Below are 17,398 nucleotides of genomic sequence, written 5' to 3' on the forward strand. Positions count from 1 at the left end.
CAGGGCGGGGTGCGACATGACGGCGCCGGACGTCCGCCAGGGGATGCCGCCGGTCAAATTGCCGCGCGAGGAGTTCGCGCGACGCTATCGCAGCCGTTTCGTCGATCCCGCTTTCGGGCCGCTGCAGCGGGAGATCGACGCCATCATCGACGCGGCGTGGGATGCCTACAGTCATTCGCGCAAGTCGCCGCTGACGCGCAAAGCGGGGCCGGGCTTCGCCGATCCGGAGTACGAACTTGCGGTGGATTGGCTTGCTGCGCGCGAGGCGATCCTGGCGGCGCAGCGGCGCCACGACGATGCGGCGGAGAGACCGCGCATCCTGATCATCAACGGCTGCTCGCGCAGCGAGCATACCTGTCCCGGTGAAATGTCCAAGAGCTGGCGATTGGTCAAGCTCGCCGAGCCTGTGTTCGTCGAGATGGGACTTGCCGTCGACATTCTCGATCTCTCGCGGCTGGCGTCCGAGTACGGCAAGCAAATCCATCCCTGCAAGTCCTGCGTCTCGACTTCGCCTGCGCTCTGTCACTGGCCCTGCAGTTGCTACCCGAACTACGCGCTTGGCCAGACCGACGACTGGATGAATGAGATCTATCCACTATGGGTGGCGGCGCATGGCATCCTGATCGTGTCGCCGGTGAATTGGTATCATGCGCCGACTGGGCTGAAAGCGATGATGGACCGGATGGTCTGCGCCGATGGCTGCAATCCCGATCCGACCTCGACCCATGGCAAACACGCCGATGAAGCCAAGGCACTCGAGTTGAAGGGCTGGCCTTATCCGCGCCATCTCGCCGGCCGCTACTTCGGACTCGTCGTGCACGGCGATTCCGCTGGCGCGGAAACGATGCGACGGTCGCTATCGGATTGGCTGACGGATATGAGGCTGATCTCGATCGGCCGAACCGGCGAGCTCGACGGCTATATCGGCTACATGGGGCCTTACGCGACCTCACATCAAGCGCTCGATAAGGATAGCGCGTTTCAGGAAGAGACCTTGAATGTTGCGCGCGCGCTCGGCAACGCCGTGAAGCTTGCGCGTGAGGGCAAGTTGCAGGATCCGGCGGCGGGGCTCGTCGAGCCGAATCCGAAATAGCGTCCGCGTCGGTTCCCGGGGAGGCCGGATCAATTCGCCGTTGCGCAGGAACGATGTTCGGCATTGTCGATTGGTCGGCATCTCCCATGCACGGCGACGGAGTTTCCCATGGACTTGAAAGGCAAGAAGATCGCAATTCTCGCAACTCACGGGTTCGAGCAGTCGGAACTGGAAGTACCGCGCGATCGGCTCAAGAAGGCTGGCGCCGCCGTCGACGTGGTTTCGCTGGCCGCGGGCGAGATCAAGGGCTGGGACATGAAGGATTGGGGCCGGCCGGTGAAGGTCGACAAGACGCTCGACCAGGTCTCCGCGTCCGACTACGACGCGATCGTACTGCCGGGCGGACAGATCAATCCTGACCTGCTGCGGATCGAGCCGAAGGCGCTGAAGTTCATCAAGGATATATTCGACGCCAAGAAGGTCGTCGCGGCGGTCTGCCACGCGCCCTGGCTTCTGATCGAAACCGGCATCGCCAAGGGGCGGCGGATGACCTCGTACAAGTCGATCAAGACCGACGTGATGAATGCCGGCGCCAAGTGGGAAGATTCCCAGGTAGTGACCGACCAGGGCGTGATCACGTCCCGCAATCCCGGCGATCTCGAGGCCTTCAGTGCCAAGATCATCGAGGAGGTGAAGGAAGGCCGCCACGCCCAGCGCAGCGCAGCCTGACGAAGCGAGCCAGCCGATGCGAAGCAAATTGGTCTCAGACGAGCCGGGTGCGCAGGTCCATGTCGTCATCCTCGACACCGGCGAGGAAGCGTTCGCGGCGCTGACGAAGTTCGCCAACGAGGCGAGGATTTCGGCGGCGGCGTTGACCGCGATCGGTGCGCTCGAGCGGGCGACCGTCGGCTGGTTCGATTTCGGCTCGAAATCCTACCGGAAGATCGAGGTCAACGAGCAATGCGAGGTGCTGAGCGCGATCGGCGACGTCGCGATCGGCGATGACGGCAAGGCCAGCCTGCACGTCCACATCGTGCTCGGGCTGTCGGATGGCTCCACGCGCGGCGGCCATCTGCTCGCGGGCGCGGTGCGGCCGACGCTTGAGGTCGTGCTGACGGAAACGCCGGCAAAGCTGCGCAGGAAGAAGAGGGCTGATCTCGGCATCGCCCTCATCGATATCGCGGCCAAATAGAAGGAGACGCGCTCAGATTGATCCGCGATCTGCGATCGCTTTCCGTAAGATGCGCGACAGCGACTCGACCGAGTAGGGTTTCTGGATCAGCTCGAATCCGCGATGCGCGTTTTCGGCGAGCACGTTGCTGTATCCGCTGGTCAGGACCACGGGCAGCCCGGGATAGCGGTCGCGGATCACGCTGGCGAGCTCCACGCCGTTCATGCCGGGCATGATGACGTCGGAGAATACGAGGTCGGCGGAAAACTCGTCTTCGGACAACAGGGCAAGCGCCGCATTGGCATTCGCCACGCGTTTGACCGAGTATCCGAGATCTTCGAGCAACTCGGTGGAGAACTGCCCGACCTCGTCATTGTCCTCCACGACGAGGACGCGATAGCCGCGGCCCGTGGTTGCCGGCTCGCTGGCGATGGCTGCGGCGGATGCCGCATCGGCCGGTCGTGCTGCCTGCGGCAGATAGATCGTGAAGGCCGCGCCTCGTCCGAGCGTGCTGACGACATCGATGTCGCCGTCGGACTGCTTGGCAAAGCCAAATGCCTGGCTCAGGCCAAGCCCGGTTCCCTTGCCGACTTCCTTGGTGGTGAAGAACGGCTCGAAGATCGATTGCAGATGATCGGGCGCGATGCCGGTGCCGGTGTCGGCCATGGTGATCGCGACAAAATCGCCGCGGCGCGCCGGCTGGGCGCGCAGGGCAGGGATGCCCCGCACCTTCCGCACCGTAATCGCGAGGCGGCCTTCGCCGTCCATGGCGTCGCGGCCGTTCACCGCGAGATTGATCAGCGCGGTCTCGAATTGGGCGATGTCGGCGATCGCAAAGCAATCGGGGGCGTCGATCTCGACGTCGATCTGGATGCGCGCGCCGACCAGCGGCCGGATAAGCTGGGTCACGCCCTCGACCTGCGCGCCGACATTGAAGACCTGCGGCTTCAGCGGCTGGCGGCGGGCGAACGCCAATAGCTGCGCGGTCAGCCTGGAGGCGCGCTCCACCGTCTCGGAGATCGCGTCGATGTAGCGATGCCGGCGCTCTTCGGGCAGGTCGCGGCGGCGCATGAAGTCGGTCGCGGAGCGGATGATGGTCAGCAGATTGTTGAAGTCGTGGGCCACGCCGCCGGTGAGCTGGCCGACGGCTTCCATCTTCTGCGATTGCCGCAGCACCTCTTCGCCCTGGCGGCGTTCGGTGATGTCGACGGCTTCGGCCACGGCGCCGATCACGGTGCCGTGCTGGTCGCGCAGCGGCCGCATCGCGAAATCGAAATAGCGTTCGCCGACCGGAAGCCGCAGCATCATCTCGGTCTTGACGTCGTCGCCCTTCATGACCGCCACGAAGGCGTTGCGGACCAGCTTGGGCAAGTCGTCGGTCGCGGCGAACCAGGGCGTTTCCCAGAACGGCTTGCCGATGGCATCGCGGGCCTCGGCGCGGATGCCGGTCAGTGCCGTCCGGTTGGCATCGAGCACGTCGCCGTGCTGATTGAGCAGCACCTGATACTGGTGACTGGTCTCGAAGATCGCGCGCATTTGCGCTTCGCTGGCCTCGAGCTGCGCGGTGCGCTCGGAAATACGCAATTCGAGCGTCTCGTTCAGCCGGCGCAGCTCGATCTCGGCCTGCTTGGCCGCGGTGATGTCGTGGGCGACCCCGATGAAGCCGATATGGTTGCCGGTCGGATCCCAGCGCGGTTGCGACTCCGACCTGAGCCAGCGCCATTCACCGTCGGCGCGCAGATAGCGCGCCTCCAGCACGAAAGGCTTGAGCGAGGCTTCGCCCGCGATCGATTCCTGCACGATGCGCGACACGTCGTCGGGGTGCAGTCGCTTGCGCCAGTCGAACTTGATGGCTTCTTCGAAGGGAAGGCCGAGGAAATCGATATAGGCCCGGTTGGCGAAGGAGCGGGTGCGGTCGAGTTTGGTCACCCAGATCGGAACCGGCGCGCTGTCGGCGATCAGGCGGAAGCGCTCCTCGCTTTCGCGCAGCTTTTCCTGCGCGAGCATGCGTTCGGTGATGTCGATATGGGCGCCGACCAGACGGAGTGCGCGGCCGTCGCGGTCGCGCTCGATCTCCCCGATGACGGCGATCCACCGGGTCTCGCCGTCGCTCGGACGGAGGATCCGGTATTCCGCCACGTAATCTTCGCTCGTCCCGGCCAGGGCATCGAAGAAATGCCTGATCGCGCGCTCACGATCCTCGGGGTGGATGCGGTCGACCCAATCCTCGTGGGTCTCGTTCACCGCATCCCACCCCAGCCCATGGACGATCAGGTATTCCGGCGAGCGGCGGTTGCGGACGCCCTCGCGGAAATCGACCTCGACGCCGCCGACGCGGCCGATACGCTGGATCCGGGCAAGCTCCGCCTCGCGCTCCTGTAACGCGCGATGGGCGCGGTCGCGTTCGCGCGCAATTTCTTCCAGATGCTGGCGCAGCCGTTCAGCGGCGACCGTCTCGGGAAGGACGTTCATAGGGTCTGGCGACATCGGGGCGGGCGACCTCTTTCCGTAGTCTCACACAACGGAAGAGGGCTTGCCAGCGTCATTTGGCCTTGGTGCCGGGCCGGCAGTTGTAGGCCCTGCGGAACCCCGCGGCCTGCGCGTCATCTTCCGAGCAGAACCAGCGGTCCGGCTTGGTTAATCCAGGGTAACTGCGGCACGCCTGCAAATGATAGATGCCGATATCGCCGGTGACGCGGGCGCGCACGGCGAACTTGCCCTTGATGTTGCAGCTTGCAGGCATCGGGAGATCTTCAGGGAAGAGCACGTCGCGGATCGCGCGATCGCGATCGGCGGGGCATGATGCGCCCAGCAGCACGCCCTCCTGCTTGCCGCGCCGGAACTCCTGCGGGGCAACGAAGCAGCCTTTCCACATGCCCTGGCGGTCTTCCCTGGCGCGCGCCTCCTCAGGCTTGAAGCGGCCGGTGGCGGATGCCTCGACATTCAGGGCAAAGCCCCGCTGGACCATCACCTCGCTGAGGCTGGTCGGGTCGCCTTCGATCTTGCACACGCCGAGATGTCGTTTCTCGTAGGTCGGGTCGGGGCCGAGATCGTCGCAGCGGACCTGACGGTCGCCGATCAGCTTCCTCAACTGGTCACGGGCCTCGATGCCGCAGGTCCAGCTCTCGGCATGCTCGTCGATGCACAATTGGTCGATCGGCGGCACGTCGATGCCATCGAGCCGGTAGGTCACGTTGCCGAGCTGAAGCGTGCTGCCGTCCCTGACGGTAGCGTTGGCGGCGAAGCCTTGGCTCGCTGGAAGGGCTATCAGGATCAGCCCTGCGATCAATGTGCGTAATGGCATGGTCTGCATCGATGGGATGGCGTGCGGGGGAAAGGGTTCTAGATCATGATCCGATTGGACGGAATCGGATCATGATCTCATCTTTCTTGTTTGAGCATGATCTTTTCGGAAAACCGGTTTCCACTTTTCCGGATCATGCTCTAGCACGAACCCCTCGCGAAGCTATTCCGGGTTGGGAAAAAGCCGCCGGAACCGGTCGACAGTGACCGATCCGTGGTTGACATCAGAGAACAAAAAGAGAACATTGATATCCGTCCCGCATCCCGGAAATCGCCAGATGTCCTCTCTTCCCAGTGCCAGCACCGAGGATATCGACACGTTGGAGGCTGCCGTTGATGAGGCGATCGCGGCCTGCGGCGGGGATATGCGGGCCACCGTCCGCGCGCTGATCGTGGCCAACGACTATCTGGAGAACGAGGTCAGCGAGCTGATGAAGGCCGTCTCTCGCGCCCATGTGCGTGGTAGATTTAATACCTATTCGGGTTGATGGCTTCGGGAGCCGGGCGCAAGCCGGCTGCCTCCATATAGACCGTTGCCTCTCCTGAGTTTTCCTGTACCACGTCAATTGAGACGCCCACCGCCCGTACCACATTGCGGGCGAGGATCCTGCCCAAACGCTCAAGCAAGAAGAACATGTTCAAACGAATCCTGATCGCAAATCGCGGCGAGATCGCCTGCCGGATCATCAAGACTGCGCGCCGTATGGGGATTGAGACGGTAGCGGTCTACTCTGAGGCCGACCGCGATGCGTTGCATGTCGAGATGGCCGATGAGGCCGTGCTGATCGGCCCGCCGCCGGCGGCGGAGAGCTATCTGTTGATCGACAGGATCGTCGACGCCTGCCGCAAGACCGGCGCGGAAGCCGTCCATCCCGGCTACGGCTTCTTGTCCGAACGCGAGGCGTTTCCGCGCGCGCTGAATGAGGCCGGCATCGTCTTCATCGGCCCCAACCCCGGTGCCATCGCCGCGATGGGCGACAAGATCGAATCCAAGAAGGCGGCGGCGAAGGCCAAGGTCTCCACCGTGCCCGGCCATCTCGGTGTCATCGAGGACGGCAAGCATGCGGTGCGGATTGCCGACGAGATCGGCTATCCGGTGATGATCAAGGCCTCCGCGGGCGGCGGCGGCAAGGGCATGCGGATCGCGCATTCGAAGGCCGAGGTCGAGGAGGGCTTCAACCTCGCGAAGGCCGAAGCGAAATCGTCGTTCGGCGACGACCGCGTCTTCGTCGAGAAGTTCATCGTCGATCCCCGCCACATCGAGATCCAGGTGCTCGGCGACAAGCACGGCAATGTGATCTATCTGGGCGAACGCGAATGCTCGATCCAGCGCCGCAACCAGAAGGTCATCGAGGAGGCGCCGTCGCCGCTGCTCGACGAGACCACGCGCCGCAAGATGGGCGAGCAGGCGGTCGCGCTGGCGAAAGCGGTGAACTACGACTCTGCCGGCACGGTCGAGTTCGTCGCCGGCCAGGACAAGAGCTTCTACTTCCTGGAGATGAACACCCGCCTGCAGGTCGAGCATCCCGTCACCGAGCTCGTCACCGGTATCGATCTCGTCGAGCAGATGATCCGCGTTGCCGCCGGCGAACAGCTCAGCCTTGCACAGAAGGATGTGACGCTGACGGGATGGGCGGTGGAATCGCGCGTCTATGCCGAGGATCCGTTCCGCAACTTCCTGCCGTCGATCGGGCGGCTGGTGAAATATCGTCCGCCGGCCGAGAAGAGCCAGGACGGCGTCACCGTCCGCAACGATACCGGTGTCCAGGAGGGCGGCGAGATCTCGATCCATTACGATCCGATGATCGCCAAGCTGATCACGCACGCGCCGTCGCGGGCGGCGGCCATCGAAGCGCAGTCGAGCGCGCTCGATGCCTTCTATGTCGACGGCATCAGGCACAACATTCCGTTCCTGTCGGCGCTGATGAACCATCCGCGCTGGCGCGAAGGAAAGCTCTCCACCGGCTTCATCGCGGAAGAATATCCAAAGGGATTTTCGGCGCGTCCGCCGGAGGGCGAGATCGCACGACGGTTGGCGGCAGTGGCCGCGGCGATCGACCACGTGCTCGGCGAGCGCAAGCGGCAGATCTCGGGCCAGATGAATGGCCGACTGGTGCAGCGGGAGCGGCGTCGCGCGGTGTGGCTCGACCGCGAGGAGATCGCGCTCGATGTCGCGCGCGAGGCCGACGGCGTCGCGGTGCGCTTCATCGCCAGCGATGGGCTGCCGGGCAATCCGCACAACCTGGTCTCGAACTGGGTGCCGGGCGAGCCGGTGTGGCAGGGCACGATCGACGGCCAGTTCGTGGCGATGCAGGTGCGCCCGATCAACAACGGCTTCCGCCTCGCGCACCAGGGATTTGAGGTTTCGATCTACGTCTTCACCGAAGCCGAAGCGACGTCGGCGCGTCTGATGCCGGTAGTGTCGGCCGCCGATACCGGCAAGAAGCTTTTGTGCCCGATGCCGGGGCTGGTGGTGTCGATCGCGGTCAGCGAAGGGCAGGAGGTCAAGGCCGGCGAGACGCTTGCGGTGGTCGAAGCCATGAAGATGCAGAACGTGCTGCGCGCCGAGCGCGACGGCACGGTGAAGAAGATCCACGCCGCGCCCGGCGCAACGCTGGCGGTCGACGCCCTGATCCTCGAATTCGCGTGAGGCATGATCCGGAACGTAGACATCAGTTCTCCGAAAGGATCGCACCGAAGCTGAGATAGAGAGAATTTCCATGACCTTCCGCGCGCGACGCGAAGCACTGCGTTCGATCCTTGCGGGCACCGGCTGCGTCCGACCGGGCTCGGTCTATGATGCGACGTCGATCCGGATCGCCGAGGATCTCGGTTTCGAGGTCGGCATGTTCGGCGGCTCCGTTGCCTCGCTCGCGGTGCTCGGCGATCCCGATATCGCCCTGATCACGCTGACTGAGCTTGCCGAGCAGATGCGGCGGATGTCACGGGCTTCGGCTCTTCCTGTGCTTGTCGATGCCGACCACGGCTATGGCAACGCGCTCAACGTCCGCCGCACCGTGCAGGAGCTCGAGGTCGCCGGCGCCGCCGGCCTCACCATCGAGGACACCTTGCTGCCGCAGGCGTTTGGTCAGGCCAAGACGCAACTGATCCCGCTCGATGAAGGTGTCAGCAAGATGAAGGCCGCGCTCGACGGCCGCAGCGATCCATCGCTTGTCATCATTGGCCGCACCGGCGCGGTGTCGATCACCGGCCTTGACGATGCGATCGCGCGAGCAAAGGCCTATGAGGCCACCGGTGTCGATGCGCTGTTCTTCACCGGCATCAAGGTCAAGGCGGAGCTGGAAGCGATCTCCGCGGCAACGACACTGCCGATCGTGCTTGGCGGTGCGCCGGAGGAGATGGCCGCGCCGGATTATCTCGCGGGCCTGCGCGTGCGGATTGCGCTGCAAGGCCATGCGCCGTTCGCAGCGGCGACGCAGGCGGTCTACGAGACGCTGAAGGCGCTGCGCGAGGGCGCGTCGCCGAAAAGCCTGAAAGGGCTGCCATCCCCGCAACTGACCGGCCGTGCGATGCGCGAGGCTGAGATGAAAGCGCGCAGCAGCGAATTCCTCGGACTGAAGAAGTGAGCGACACGATCCGTCATGTCATGATCCGCGGTCGCGTCCAGGGCGTCGGCTACCGCGCCTGGGTCGAATACGAGGCGCGCGTGCGCCGACTCGAGGGCTGGGTGCGCAACCGACGGGACGGCAGCGTCGAAGCGGTGTTTGCCGGGCCCGAGACCGTTGTGTCCGATATGATCGCCGCGTGCCAGCGCGGACCGAGCGCGGCGCGTGTCGATGCCGCGCAGCACGATGCCGGCAGCCCCGATCTCCTGAACCTGCGCGACGCAGGCGAGGGTTTTTCGGTCCTGCCTACGGTATAACCACCATAAACTGGGGACGCCATTGGGCCGCCGCGGTCGTCGGAGGTTTGGCGGGCGCGACCTCGCTGACGGCGTCTCGTGACGACTTCAGGGCGTAGGGCGAATTCTAGACAGGGTAGCGTACCGAAAACGCCCTTGCCTCCATGAGCACAGGCATAAGCCCTCGCCCCCTATCGGTGAGTTGATATTCGACGCGCGGCGGCTGCTCGCCGAAGTCTCTTCTCTCGATCAGGCGATCATTCTCCAGCTCCCGCAGGTGCTGTGTGAGCATCTTCTGCGAAACGCCCGGCATGTCCCTTTTCAACTGCAAGGTCCGCAATGATGGCGCCGCGTAGAGGCGGAACAAGATCGGCAGCTTCCAGCGTCCGGTGATCATTCGAAGCATTCTGGTGACATGTGCGACAGAACCGTCGGGGCCAAGGCAAGCTGACCGCTCCTCGTGTCCTATGGGCACTTTTAAGTGCGTAATTGTCTCGGTCATCGTTCCGTCCATTCTATGAGCCGTCGACTTCAAGGTAGGTGCTCGGCAATGGATTTGAAACTGGACGGAAAGGTCGCGCTCATTACCGGGAGCAGCAAAGGCATAGGAGAAGCGATAGCCAGAGGGCTCGCTCGCGAGAAGACGATCGTCGTCGTCCACGGACGCGATCGAAACCAGACGGAGAGGGTCGCTCACGACATCTCCGCGCAGGGAGGACATGCTCATGCCGTGGTCGGAGACCTCACTGTTGACGATGAAGTGTGGCGCCTGGTCGATGAGGCACAGGCCCTGGCCGGCCCGATAGACATCCTGGTCAACAATGCCGGCGGTTCAGGCGATGCCGAAGACTGGACGAACAGTCGCCCAGCTTCTTGGGCGTCCGCCTACGACCGCAACGTCCTCGCCGCCGTGAGGGTGACTACCCGGCTGCTACCGAGGATGCAGGCAGCCAGGTGGGGACGTGTCGTAAACATTTCCAGCCTAGTTGGTTTGATGCCTCCGGCCTCCAGGCCCGACTACTCCGCCTGCAAGGCGGCGATGAACGCCATGACGGCGTCGATGGCCAAAGCCGTTGCGGCCGATGGCGTGACGGTCAACACGGTGTCGCCTGGCACGATACGTAGCGCCAGGCTGGATACCCGGTTCCGCGAGGTCGCAGCAGAGCGCGGGCTTGCGGACGGCTCTCCATGGAAACTGATTGAACAGACCGTCCTGCCCATGTTCGCCCAGGTACCCGTCGGCCGCGTCGGAACACTAGAAGAGATAGCTGATGCCATCTCATTCCTCGTCAGTCCCAGAGCGGGATACATAACCGGTGTCAACCTCAGGCTCGACGGCGGGATGCTGCCTAGCATCTAGTGGGTCGCATCTGACATTTGATTCCCGGCAGGGATTCCTCCTGAGCCTGCCCATCGGACCGAAGCGGCAAAATCCCGCCGGGCACCGGTTGACACTCGCTCCGTTTTATCAGATATTTCTGTCATGACAGAAATAACCGGCAAGAGAAAACTTCCTCCCGCGGTCGAGCGCTTCATCCTGCATTGGGGCGACATGGGGGACGAGTGGGGTGTCAACCGCTCGGTCAGCCAGATCCACGGCCTGCTCTATCTCGCCGAAGCGCCGATGACGGCGGAGGACATCGCCGACACGCTCGGAATGGCGCGCTCGAACGTCTCCAATTCGCTCAAGGAGCTGCTTGCCTGGAACCTGATCCGCCGCGTGCCGATCCTCGGCGACCGGCGCGATCATTTCGAAGCGGAAACCGACATCTGGGAAGTCGCAGCGCGGATCGCCGCAGGCCGCAAGGAGCGGGAGATCGATCCGGCGATCGCAGCGCTTCGCGCCTCCGTGTCTGACGCCGCCGACGATCCCACGATCAGCCCGGTCGCGAGCAAGCGGCTCAAGGAGATGCTGGCTTTCACGGAGCTCGTCGACCGCTGGTACAGCCAGATGCTCAACGTGCCGCGTCCGCGCCTGGTCGCGCTGATCAAGCTCGGCGAGAAAATCGTGAATCTGCTGCCGATAGGAAGAGCCAAATAGGCAAGCAAGTGGGAGCATGCGATGGCGTCAGCAAGGATATCCAGCCTCAAGACATCACCGGCTTCCAACGCAAGACTGCACAACGACAACAGGTTTCGTGCGCTGCTCGCCGACGAAGATTGGGGTCGGCTGCCGGCCGCGGTCTGGCGGCGCTTCTCGAAGCGCCTCGCCGAGGGCGGGACCATCATCTATGTTGGCGAGATCGATGAAGTCACCTTCAATCGCGCCGGCTGGTGGCTGGCGCAGGCGGCGCGCCTGATCGGCGGGCCGCTGCCGACTGGCTCCGAGACCGGCGTCCCGGCCATCGTCACGGTGACCGAGGATGCCGCCGCGGGCGGCCAGATATGGAGCCGCATCGCCACGCGCAGCGACGGCTTTCCGCAAGTCATTCACTCTTGCAAGCGCTTTGCCGGCCCGACGGGGCTTGAGGAATATGTCGGCTGCGGCATCAGCATGGCGCTGAAGATATCGGTCGCGCAGGACGCGCTGGTGTTTCGCAGCACCGGCTATTCGCTGCAGCTTGGTCCCTTCCGATTGCCGCTGCCGGAATGGCTCACGCCGGGCGATCTCACCGTGACCCATCGCGATCTCGGCGGCGATGAATTCCGCTTCACGCTCGAGATCATTCATCCCCGCTTCGGCATGCTTATCCGTCAGTCTGCCGTGTTTAGGGAGGCCATGCCATGACGCCGCTGCTTTGGACCCTGATCGCCATTCAGATCCTGATGGGGGTGTTCGACACCTTCTATCACCATGAGTTCACCGAGCGCCTGGCGTGGCGTCCGTCGCAGCGTTTCGAGCTGCAGCTCCACGCCGTGCGCAACATGTTCTATGCGCTGCTTTTCCTCATTCTCGGCTGGCTGGAGGTGCACGGCGTTTTCGTTATGCTGATTATTGCCGTGCTGGTCGCAGAAGTCGTCATCACGCTGATGGATTTCGTCGAGGAGGATCTGAGCAGGAAGTTGCCGGCGAGCGAGCGTATCAATCATACGCTGCTCGCGATCAATTACGGCGCCATCTTGGTCCTGCTGCTGCCGGTCCTGATCGGCTGGGCGATGCAGCCGACCGGGATCAAGTCGGCTTACACGGACCTTCTCAGCATCGTGGCCGCGGCCGCCGCTGTCGGCGCGGCGCTTTGCGGCTTGCGCGATTTCACGGCCGCCAGACGCCTGGCGCGCATGGCCGTCGCGCCCGCGCGCGAGCTTGTGACGGGATTGCCCGGCCGGCAGACCGTGCTTGTCACCGGCGCCACCGGCTTCATCGGCAACCGGCTGGTCGGAAGCCTCACCGCCGCCGGCCATCAGGTCATCGCGCTGATCCGAAATCCGGCGAAGGCGGAGCTATTGCCGCCGCCGATCACGCTGATCACGAGCCTCGATCAGATTCCTGCGGAGACCAGGATCGACGCCATCGTCAATCTCGCGGGCGAGCCGATCGGCAATGGCCTGTGGACCGAGGCCAAACGTCGCGAGATCCTTGCCTCGCGGATCGATATCACCGGCGACGTCGTGAAACTGATCGCGCGCCTCGAACGCAAGCCCGCCGTCCTTGTCAGCGGCTCGGCGATCGGCTGGTACGGGCTGTGGCAGGACCAGGTGCTGACCGAATCGGCCAAGTCGCACGCCTGCTTCAGCCACGAGCTCTGCGAGGCCTGGGAGAAAGCGGCGCGTTCCGCAGAAGAATTCGGCGCCCGCGTCGTCTGCTTGCGGATCGGCCTGGTGCTCGGCACCGACGGCGGCTTCATCACGCGCATGCTGACGCCGTTCGAGTTCGGGCTCGGCGGGCCGCTCGGTTCGGGCAGGCAATGGATGTCCTGGATCGAGCGCGACGATCTCGTCCGCCTGATCGCCCATGTGATCGCAAGGCCCGATCTCTCAGGTCCGATCAACGCGACCGCGCCGATCCCGGTGACCAATGCCAAATTCACCGAAGAGCTTGGCCGCCGGCTGCATCGGCCCGCGATCTTTCGCATCCCCGCCGGCCTGCTGCGTCGGGTCGGGGGTGATTTCGCCAAGGAGCTATTGCTGGGCGGCCAGCGTGTGCTGCCCAACAAGGCGCTCAGCAACGGTTTTGTCTTCCGCCACGAAACGCTGCGCAGCGCGTTCAAGGCGATCTTGTGAGGCCGTACGCGGCCCGGTGCTAAGTCGTCTCTGGCAGCCGCGCCTCGGCTGCGCCAAACACCTCAGCAAAGGCTTGACGAAGCGCGACGTCGACGTCAGGGAGCGTCACCGGCAGGCCGAGGTCGACCAGGGAGGTGACGCCATAGCGCGGGTCGACCACGCCGCAGGGCACGATCGCGGAGAAATGCGCCAGATCCGGCTCGACATTGATCGCGATGCCGTGGAAGGACACCCAGCGCTTCAGCCGCACGCCGATGGCGGCGATCTTGTCCTCGAATCCCGGTCCCTTGTCGGGCCGCTTGACCCAGACGCCGACGCGATCCTCGCGGCGCTCGCCGCTGACATTGAAGGCGCCAAGGGTGCGGATGATCCATTCCTCCAGCGAGGCGACATAGGCGCGTACATCCGGCCGGCGCCGCTTCAGGTCCAGCATCACATAGGCCACCCGCTGGCCGGGGCCGTGATAGGTGATCTGCCCGCCGCGCCCGCTCTCGAATATCGGGAATCGCGCCTCCAGGAGGTCGCCGGCCTTGCCGCTGGTGCCAGACGTGTAGAGCGGGGGATGCTCCAGGAGCCAGACCAGTTCGGGCGCTTTCCCGGCCGCGATGTCGGCGACGCGTGATTCCATCGCGGCGACGGCGTCAGGGTAGGGCACTGGGGCATCCGAAATCCGCCATTCCACGGCTTCGCCGCCGTCTAGCTGCGCGAAAATCGTCAAATCAAGGTCTTGGCGGACATTAACCATTGGCTAACCATCACGTGGTCAGGTGGAACCACAATCTAATCCCGGTTTGGCGGTTCAAAAGTGCCTACCCTCGATAAAGTCAGTGTCGATCTCATGGTGGTGCTCGGCACCACCACGATGCCCATCCACCAGGTCATGCGGCTCTCCCGCGGCGCCATCATCGAACTGGATGCCACGGAGGCCGACGAGGTCAAGATCCTCGCCAACAACCTGCCGATCGCCAGCGGCGTGGTGCTGGTCGACCGCAACCGGATCGCGGTCGAGGTCAAGCAAATGCTGCCGAAATCCCCGGATGTTAGATAGTTGATAGGCCACTTACCGGCTTGTCCCCCACCTTCCGATTTGTTACATCCCGCGCCGTCGATCCGGCGGCGGGCCTTTGGGTTCCCTCCGGCATCCCGGGCGCTCGTGGCGGAATTGGTAGACGCGCTGCCTTGAGGTGGCAGTGAGTAAAATCGTGGGGGTTCGAGTCCCTCCGAGCGCACCATAAACCCACATTTTCCATTGAAATCCTTACGCTTTTTTCCGGGTGTTACCCGGGAATGTTACCACTCCGTTCCCGTGCGGCGTTCGCACGTTGTTCGCTTTAGGTGCCCATAGAAAGTCGTCAAATGACTGGCTCTGATCGAACGCGATGATCTTTTCCATACCACTGACGCCGAGCTTCTCTCGATTCGCCTGAGCGATGTAGTGCGCGGGCATTTTCGGATCGGTCCAGCCGAACATGGCCATCATCTGGCTCTCGGTGCAGTCGGCGTAAGCAGCAACTTCGGCGCGGGCTTTGCGCACTCCATGGCAGCTCTTCTTCGGCTCGTTGACGCCGGCCAGGATCACGTATTTCTTGAACTTGGCCGCCCATGCCTTCTTCTTCATTGGTAGAACGCAACCGCGCACGACCTTGCCGGTGAAGGCATTTCGCGAGCGATGAGGGACAAGGATTTCGTTGAGCGGCAATGGGCCGGATCGGAGTTGAGGCAAGCAGACTTTCTTGATTGCTCTATTTGGCTGTAACTAGCCCAAATTGGCCCCATGATGGATTGGAACGAGAGCTTAAGTTTTTCAATTGGTTCGAACGCGGCGTGTGCACCGGGAGATCAAGAAAAATCTCATCACAGCAACGGTGTGCAGGCGTTCCGAAGTAGGGCCGCGCCGCCTCCGGTTGGTGCGCGTGAACGACCAAAATTCCGAGGGTAGGGCGACAGGTGAGTGCTGACGAGCGACATTAGTTCTCGGAGCTAGAAAGCGTCACTCCTTCACCGCGCATTTGCGCAGCTCCGTTGATCCAACTGAGAACGAGCAGCTCTTGTAGCGCTTCCCTGATTTGAACCGCCGACTCGCAACGCTGCCTGCCGAGTGCCGTTTGCCGCGTCTACCGCGCGCGCTTTGATTTCGATCCCCACATGCAGAGACTTGTCGGTTCGAATCCGAACTGGCGCGGCCGATGCGTTTCCTCGTTCTCGATCTCGTCCACCCCAACCGAATATTCGAACACCATGCCGTCGGGGCCCTGGAAGTAAAGGAAGCGCGCGCCGGACGTCGGGTGACGGCCAGGGCCGAAGACGATCGGCACCCGCTGCTCGGACAAGTGATAAAAGGATCGCAGCACGTCGTCGTTGCTCTGCACCTGATGATTGATGTGCTGGATCCCGGGACCTCTGGCCGGCGCAAGCGCGATGGTGTGGTGGATCGCGTTCACGCGCATCAGCGCAATATCCCCGATGCGATCGCTGACGCGCGCGTTGCAGACCTCCGTCCAGAACTTCTCGTCGCGGACCGGATTGGTCGAATTCAAGCCGACATGACTGAAGCCGGTGATGCCGGCGTCCCGTGCAGCAAAATAGCGGCGGCCATGCTGCTCCGGACGAACGACAAGCTCGATCTGATTGCCGCTCGGATCCTTGAATCCGATGAAGGCGCGAACCTTGCGTGCCGAGCATTCGGCGGCTGCGCCGACATGCACCGGATGACCAAGCGAGTCCAGGGTGGTGGCGGCCTCGTTCAACTCGCTCTCGTTCTCGACCTCGAATCCGATGGTCTGATCGGCCGGGTCGCCTTCGAAGTAGCACAGCGTATGCGCACGTTCGTCCGAACGCAGATAGAGTGAGTTCTGCGATCGCTCGCTTACCTGAAGACCAAGGCATCTGGTCGCAAATGATTCGGCTTCCTCGAGGCTCGAGGCCCCCAGCCGCGCATAGGTGACATCCTTGAGCTGGATCATGGTTGCGCTCCTTTTGCAGAGATCAGGTGATGGCTTGCCGCAGCTCCGGAATCTCGGAGCATTCGCTTCCCCATTCGCATAGTGAGAAAGCTGCTGGCGCAAACTGCCTCGCACGGTGCCGGGCATCGATGTCGGCCAGCCCATGCCCGTACGAGAAGACGTGCCCTTCCGGTCCGGCAAATCGCAGGAAGATCTGACCGGACGCGGCCTCACGGCCAGGGCCGTGAAGGATCTTGATCTGTCGCTCCTGCGCGAAATAGTGATTCTGCATGATCGAATCGAGACTTTCGACTCCGTAGCAGACGTCGAGCAGTCCGGCCCGATCGGAAGGGTAGAGCGCAATCCGGTGATGCTTCCGGTCGATGCTGAGATAGGCAATATCGCCGACCCAATCGCTGACCGTGGCTCCCAGGATCGTGGTCCACAGCTTCAGGTCATCCTCGATCGCGCGGCTGCGAAGGCCCACGCATTGCAAGCCGGTGACACCCGCATCGCGGCTCGGAAAGTAGCGCCGGCCGCTAACCGCCGGGCGCGATACAAGGTCGATCTCATTGCCGCTCGCGTCGCGCACGATCAGCGCGCGCCGAACAAAACGCCGGCTGCATTCCTCCGCCGATGCCTCGCGGACTTCAAATCCGTCTCGCTGCAGGGCATCGGCCGCTCGATCAAGGTCGTCGGCGGAGGCGACCTCCAGGCCGATGCTGGACCTGTCAGCGTCTTCCACGAGGCAAAGCGTGTGGAAGCGCTCGTCCGACCGGAACAGAAATTGCTCCTTGTCATCAGTAATGCGCTGAAGCCCCAGGACGTCGGTCACGAAGGCAGCGGCGGCTGCGCCGTGCTGTACCGCAAGCCTCACATAGCAGAGCTGGATCAACGGGATAGGGGCGAGCTGCTTTGCGTCCATT

19 protein-coding genes and 1 tRNA gene are annotated in these 17,398 nt (G+C 63.4%); 13 read left to right on the top strand and 7 right to left on the bottom strand.

Features of this window, described 5'->3' with window-relative positions; all coding sequences use genetic code 11:
* The first annotated feature begins 16 nt into the window (after window positions 1-16).
* From OZ411_RS12740 to OZ411_RS12750, 3 genes are all read left to right on the top strand, one after another.
* Window positions 17-1,093: a flavodoxin family protein gene (locus tag OZ411_RS12740; RefSeq protein ID WP_282528220.1), complete on the top strand. Its 1,077-nt coding sequence runs from the start codon at window positions 17-19 to the stop codon at window positions 1,091-1,093.
* Between the two features lie 108 nt (window positions 1,094-1,201).
* The gene (locus tag OZ411_RS12745) at window positions 1,202-1,762 is read left to right on the top strand and encodes a type 1 glutamine amidotransferase domain-containing protein (protein ID WP_282528221.1); all 561 of its coding nucleotides are present in this window, start codon (window positions 1,202-1,204) and stop codon (window positions 1,760-1,762) included.
* A gap of 16 nt (window positions 1,763-1,778) precedes the next feature.
* Entirely contained in the window at window positions 1,779-2,225 is a 447-nt protein-coding gene (locus OZ411_RS12750; protein ID WP_282528222.1) for a PPC domain-containing DNA-binding protein, read from the top strand.
* 12 nt (window positions 2,226-2,237) lie between these two features.
* On the opposite strand, the gene OZ411_RS12755 is transcribed toward OZ411_RS12750, so the two are convergent.
* Both OZ411_RS12755 and OZ411_RS12760 read right to left on the bottom strand, forming a co-directional pair.
* Window positions 2,238-4,676, bottom strand: coding sequence for a PAS domain S-box protein (locus OZ411_RS12755; RefSeq protein ID WP_282528223.1), 2,439 nt, complete (start codon window positions 4,674-4,676; stop codon window positions 2,238-2,240).
* A gap of 70 nt (window positions 4,677-4,746) precedes the next feature.
* Window positions 4,747-5,508 carry a thermonuclease family protein gene (locus OZ411_RS12760; protein WP_130577731.1) on the bottom strand — a complete coding sequence of 254 codons (762 nt, stop codon included), beginning with the start codon at window positions 5,506-5,508 and terminating at the stop codon, window positions 4,747-4,749.
* Between the two features lie 277 nt (window positions 5,509-5,785).
* On the opposite strand from OZ411_RS12760, the gene OZ411_RS12765 reads away from it, so the two are divergent.
* The 4 genes from OZ411_RS12765 to OZ411_RS12780 all read left to right on the top strand — a co-directional run bounded on the left by OZ411_RS12765 (window position 5,786) and on the right by OZ411_RS12780 (window position 9,390).
* Complete coding sequence (locus OZ411_RS12765) at window positions 5,786-5,995, top strand: hypothetical protein (protein WP_130577732.1); 210 nt, start codon at window positions 5,786-5,788, stop codon at window positions 5,993-5,995.
* Window positions 5,996-6,141: 146 nt separating this feature from the next.
* Entirely contained in the window at window positions 6,142-8,157 is a 2,016-nt protein-coding gene (locus OZ411_RS12770) for an acetyl/propionyl/methylcrotonyl-CoA carboxylase subunit alpha (RefSeq protein WP_282528224.1), read from the top strand.
* A 70-nt stretch (window positions 8,158-8,227) separates the two neighbouring features.
* A complete protein-coding gene (locus OZ411_RS12775) occupies window positions 8,228-9,094 on the top strand; it encodes an isocitrate lyase/PEP mutase family protein (protein ID WP_130577734.1) in 867 nt (288 codons plus the stop codon).
* Window positions 9,091-9,390, top strand: coding sequence for an acylphosphatase (locus OZ411_RS12780; protein ID WP_130577735.1), 300 nt, complete (start codon window positions 9,091-9,093; stop codon window positions 9,388-9,390). The genes OZ411_RS12775 and OZ411_RS12780 overlap by 4 nt, the downstream gene beginning before the upstream one ends.
* Window positions 9,391-9,496: 106 nt before the next feature.
* Here the strand turns inward: OZ411_RS12780 and OZ411_RS12785 are convergent, their stop codons facing one another.
* Complete coding sequence (locus tag OZ411_RS12785; RefSeq protein ID WP_130577736.1) at window positions 9,497-9,871, bottom strand: helix-turn-helix domain-containing protein; 375 nt, start codon at window positions 9,869-9,871, stop codon at window positions 9,497-9,499.
* A 48-nt stretch (window positions 9,872-9,919) separates the two neighbouring features.
* Between OZ411_RS12785 and OZ411_RS12790 the strand changes: the two genes are divergently transcribed.
* From OZ411_RS12790 to OZ411_RS12805, 4 genes are all read left to right on the top strand, one after another.
* Window positions 9,920-10,729, top strand: coding sequence for an SDR family NAD(P)-dependent oxidoreductase (locus tag OZ411_RS12790; protein WP_282528225.1), 810 nt, complete (start codon window positions 9,920-9,922; stop codon window positions 10,727-10,729).
* A 123-nt stretch (window positions 10,730-10,852) separates the two neighbouring features.
* A complete protein-coding gene (locus OZ411_RS12795; RefSeq protein ID WP_282528226.1) occupies window positions 10,853-11,410 on the top strand; it encodes a MarR family transcriptional regulator in 558 nt (185 codons plus the stop codon).
* A gap of 21 nt (window positions 11,411-11,431) precedes the next feature.
* Window positions 11,432-12,097 carry a DUF4166 domain-containing protein gene (locus tag OZ411_RS12800; protein WP_282528227.1) on the top strand — a complete coding sequence of 222 codons (666 nt, stop codon included), beginning with the start codon at window positions 11,432-11,434 and terminating at the stop codon, window positions 12,095-12,097.
* Complete coding sequence (locus tag OZ411_RS12805) at window positions 12,094-13,530, top strand: TIGR01777 family oxidoreductase (protein ID WP_282528228.1); 1,437 nt, start codon at window positions 12,094-12,096, stop codon at window positions 13,528-13,530. The genes OZ411_RS12800 and OZ411_RS12805 overlap by 4 nt, the downstream gene beginning before the upstream one ends.
* Before the next feature lie 19 nt (window positions 13,531-13,549).
* On the opposite strand, the gene lipB is transcribed toward OZ411_RS12805, so the two are convergent.
* Entirely contained in the window at window positions 13,550-14,275 is a 726-nt protein-coding gene (lipB, locus tag OZ411_RS12810; RefSeq protein ID WP_282528229.1) for a lipoyl(octanoyl) transferase LipB, read from the bottom strand.
* Between the two features lie 60 nt (window positions 14,276-14,335).
* Between lipB and OZ411_RS12815 the strand changes: the two genes are divergently transcribed.
* Complete coding sequence (locus tag OZ411_RS12815) at window positions 14,336-14,578, top strand: FliM/FliN family flagellar motor switch protein (protein WP_028164002.1); 243 nt, start codon at window positions 14,336-14,338, stop codon at window positions 14,576-14,578.
* Between the two features lie 99 nt (window positions 14,579-14,677).
* Window positions 14,678-14,762, top strand: a tRNA-Leu gene (locus OZ411_RS12820).
* A 26-nt stretch (window positions 14,763-14,788) separates the two neighbouring features.
* Here the strand turns inward: OZ411_RS12820 and OZ411_RS12825 are convergent.
* The 3 genes from OZ411_RS12825 to OZ411_RS12835 form a co-directional block, all read right to left on the bottom strand.
* A complete protein-coding gene (locus tag OZ411_RS12825) occupies window positions 14,789-15,229 on the bottom strand; it encodes a hypothetical protein (protein ID WP_130577741.1) in 441 nt (146 codons plus the stop codon).
* A gap of 415 nt (window positions 15,230-15,644) precedes the next feature.
* Complete coding sequence (locus OZ411_RS12830) at window positions 15,645-16,493, bottom strand: VOC family protein (protein WP_130577742.1); 849 nt, start codon at window positions 16,491-16,493, stop codon at window positions 15,645-15,647.
* A 22-nt stretch (window positions 16,494-16,515) separates the two neighbouring features.
* Window positions 16,516-17,397: a VOC family protein gene (locus OZ411_RS12835; RefSeq protein WP_282528293.1), complete on the bottom strand. Its 882-nt coding sequence runs from the start codon at window positions 17,395-17,397 to the stop codon at window positions 16,516-16,518.
* Window position 17,398: the final 1 nt, after the last annotated feature.

The sequence above is a fragment of the Bradyrhizobium sp. Arg237L genome (genome assembly GCF_029990105.1).
GTDB lineage: Bacteria > Pseudomonadota > Alphaproteobacteria > Rhizobiales > Xanthobacteraceae > Bradyrhizobium.

Coding starts and splice junctions, on each gene's coding strand:
- OZ411_RS12835 (WP_282528293.1), bottom strand. CDS start 17,397: ATGGACGCAAAGCAGCTCGCCCCTATCCCGTTGATCCAGCTCTGCTAT.
- OZ411_RS12765 (WP_130577732.1), top strand. CDS start 5,786: ATGTCCTCTCTTCCCAGTGCCAGCACCGAGGATATCGACACGTTGGAG.
- OZ411_RS12800 (WP_282528227.1), top strand. CDS start 11,432: ATGGCGTCAGCAAGGATATCCAGCCTCAAGACATCACCGGCTTCCAAC.
- OZ411_RS12770 (WP_282528224.1), top strand. CDS start 6,142: ATGTTCAAACGAATCCTGATCGCAAATCGCGGCGAGATCGCCTGCCGG.
- OZ411_RS12760 (WP_130577731.1), bottom strand. CDS start 5,508: ATGCCATTACGCACATTGATCGCAGGGCTGATCCTGATAGCCCTTCCA.
- OZ411_RS12795 (WP_282528226.1), top strand. CDS start 10,853: ATGACAGAAATAACCGGCAAGAGAAAACTTCCTCCCGCGGTCGAGCGC.
- OZ411_RS12805 (WP_282528228.1), top strand. CDS start 12,094: ATGACGCCGCTGCTTTGGACCCTGATCGCCATTCAGATCCTGATGGGG.
- OZ411_RS12755 (WP_282528223.1), bottom strand. CDS start 4,676: ATGAACGTCCTTCCCGAGACGGTCGCCGCTGAACGGCTGCGCCAGCAT.
- OZ411_RS12775 (WP_130577734.1), top strand. CDS start 8,228: ATGACCTTCCGCGCGCGACGCGAAGCACTGCGTTCGATCCTTGCGGGC.
- OZ411_RS12785 (WP_130577736.1), bottom strand. CDS start 9,871: ATGACCGAGACAATTACGCACTTAAAAGTGCCCATAGGACACGAGGAG.
- OZ411_RS12790 (WP_282528225.1), top strand. CDS start 9,920: ATGGATTTGAAACTGGACGGAAAGGTCGCGCTCATTACCGGGAGCAGC.
- OZ411_RS12750 (WP_282528222.1), top strand. CDS start 1,779: ATGCGAAGCAAATTGGTCTCAGACGAGCCGGGTGCGCAGGTCCATGTC.
- OZ411_RS12740 (WP_282528220.1), top strand. CDS start 17: ATGACGGCGCCGGACGTCCGCCAGGGGATGCCGCCGGTCAAATTGCCG.
- OZ411_RS12745 (WP_282528221.1), top strand. CDS start 1,202: ATGGACTTGAAAGGCAAGAAGATCGCAATTCTCGCAACTCACGGGTTC.
- OZ411_RS12830 (WP_130577742.1), bottom strand. CDS start 16,493: ATGATCCAGCTCAAGGATGTCACCTATGCGCGGCTGGGGGCCTCGAGC.
- lipB (WP_282528229.1), bottom strand. CDS start 14,275: ATGGTTAATGTCCGCCAAGACCTTGATTTGACGATTTTCGCGCAGCTA.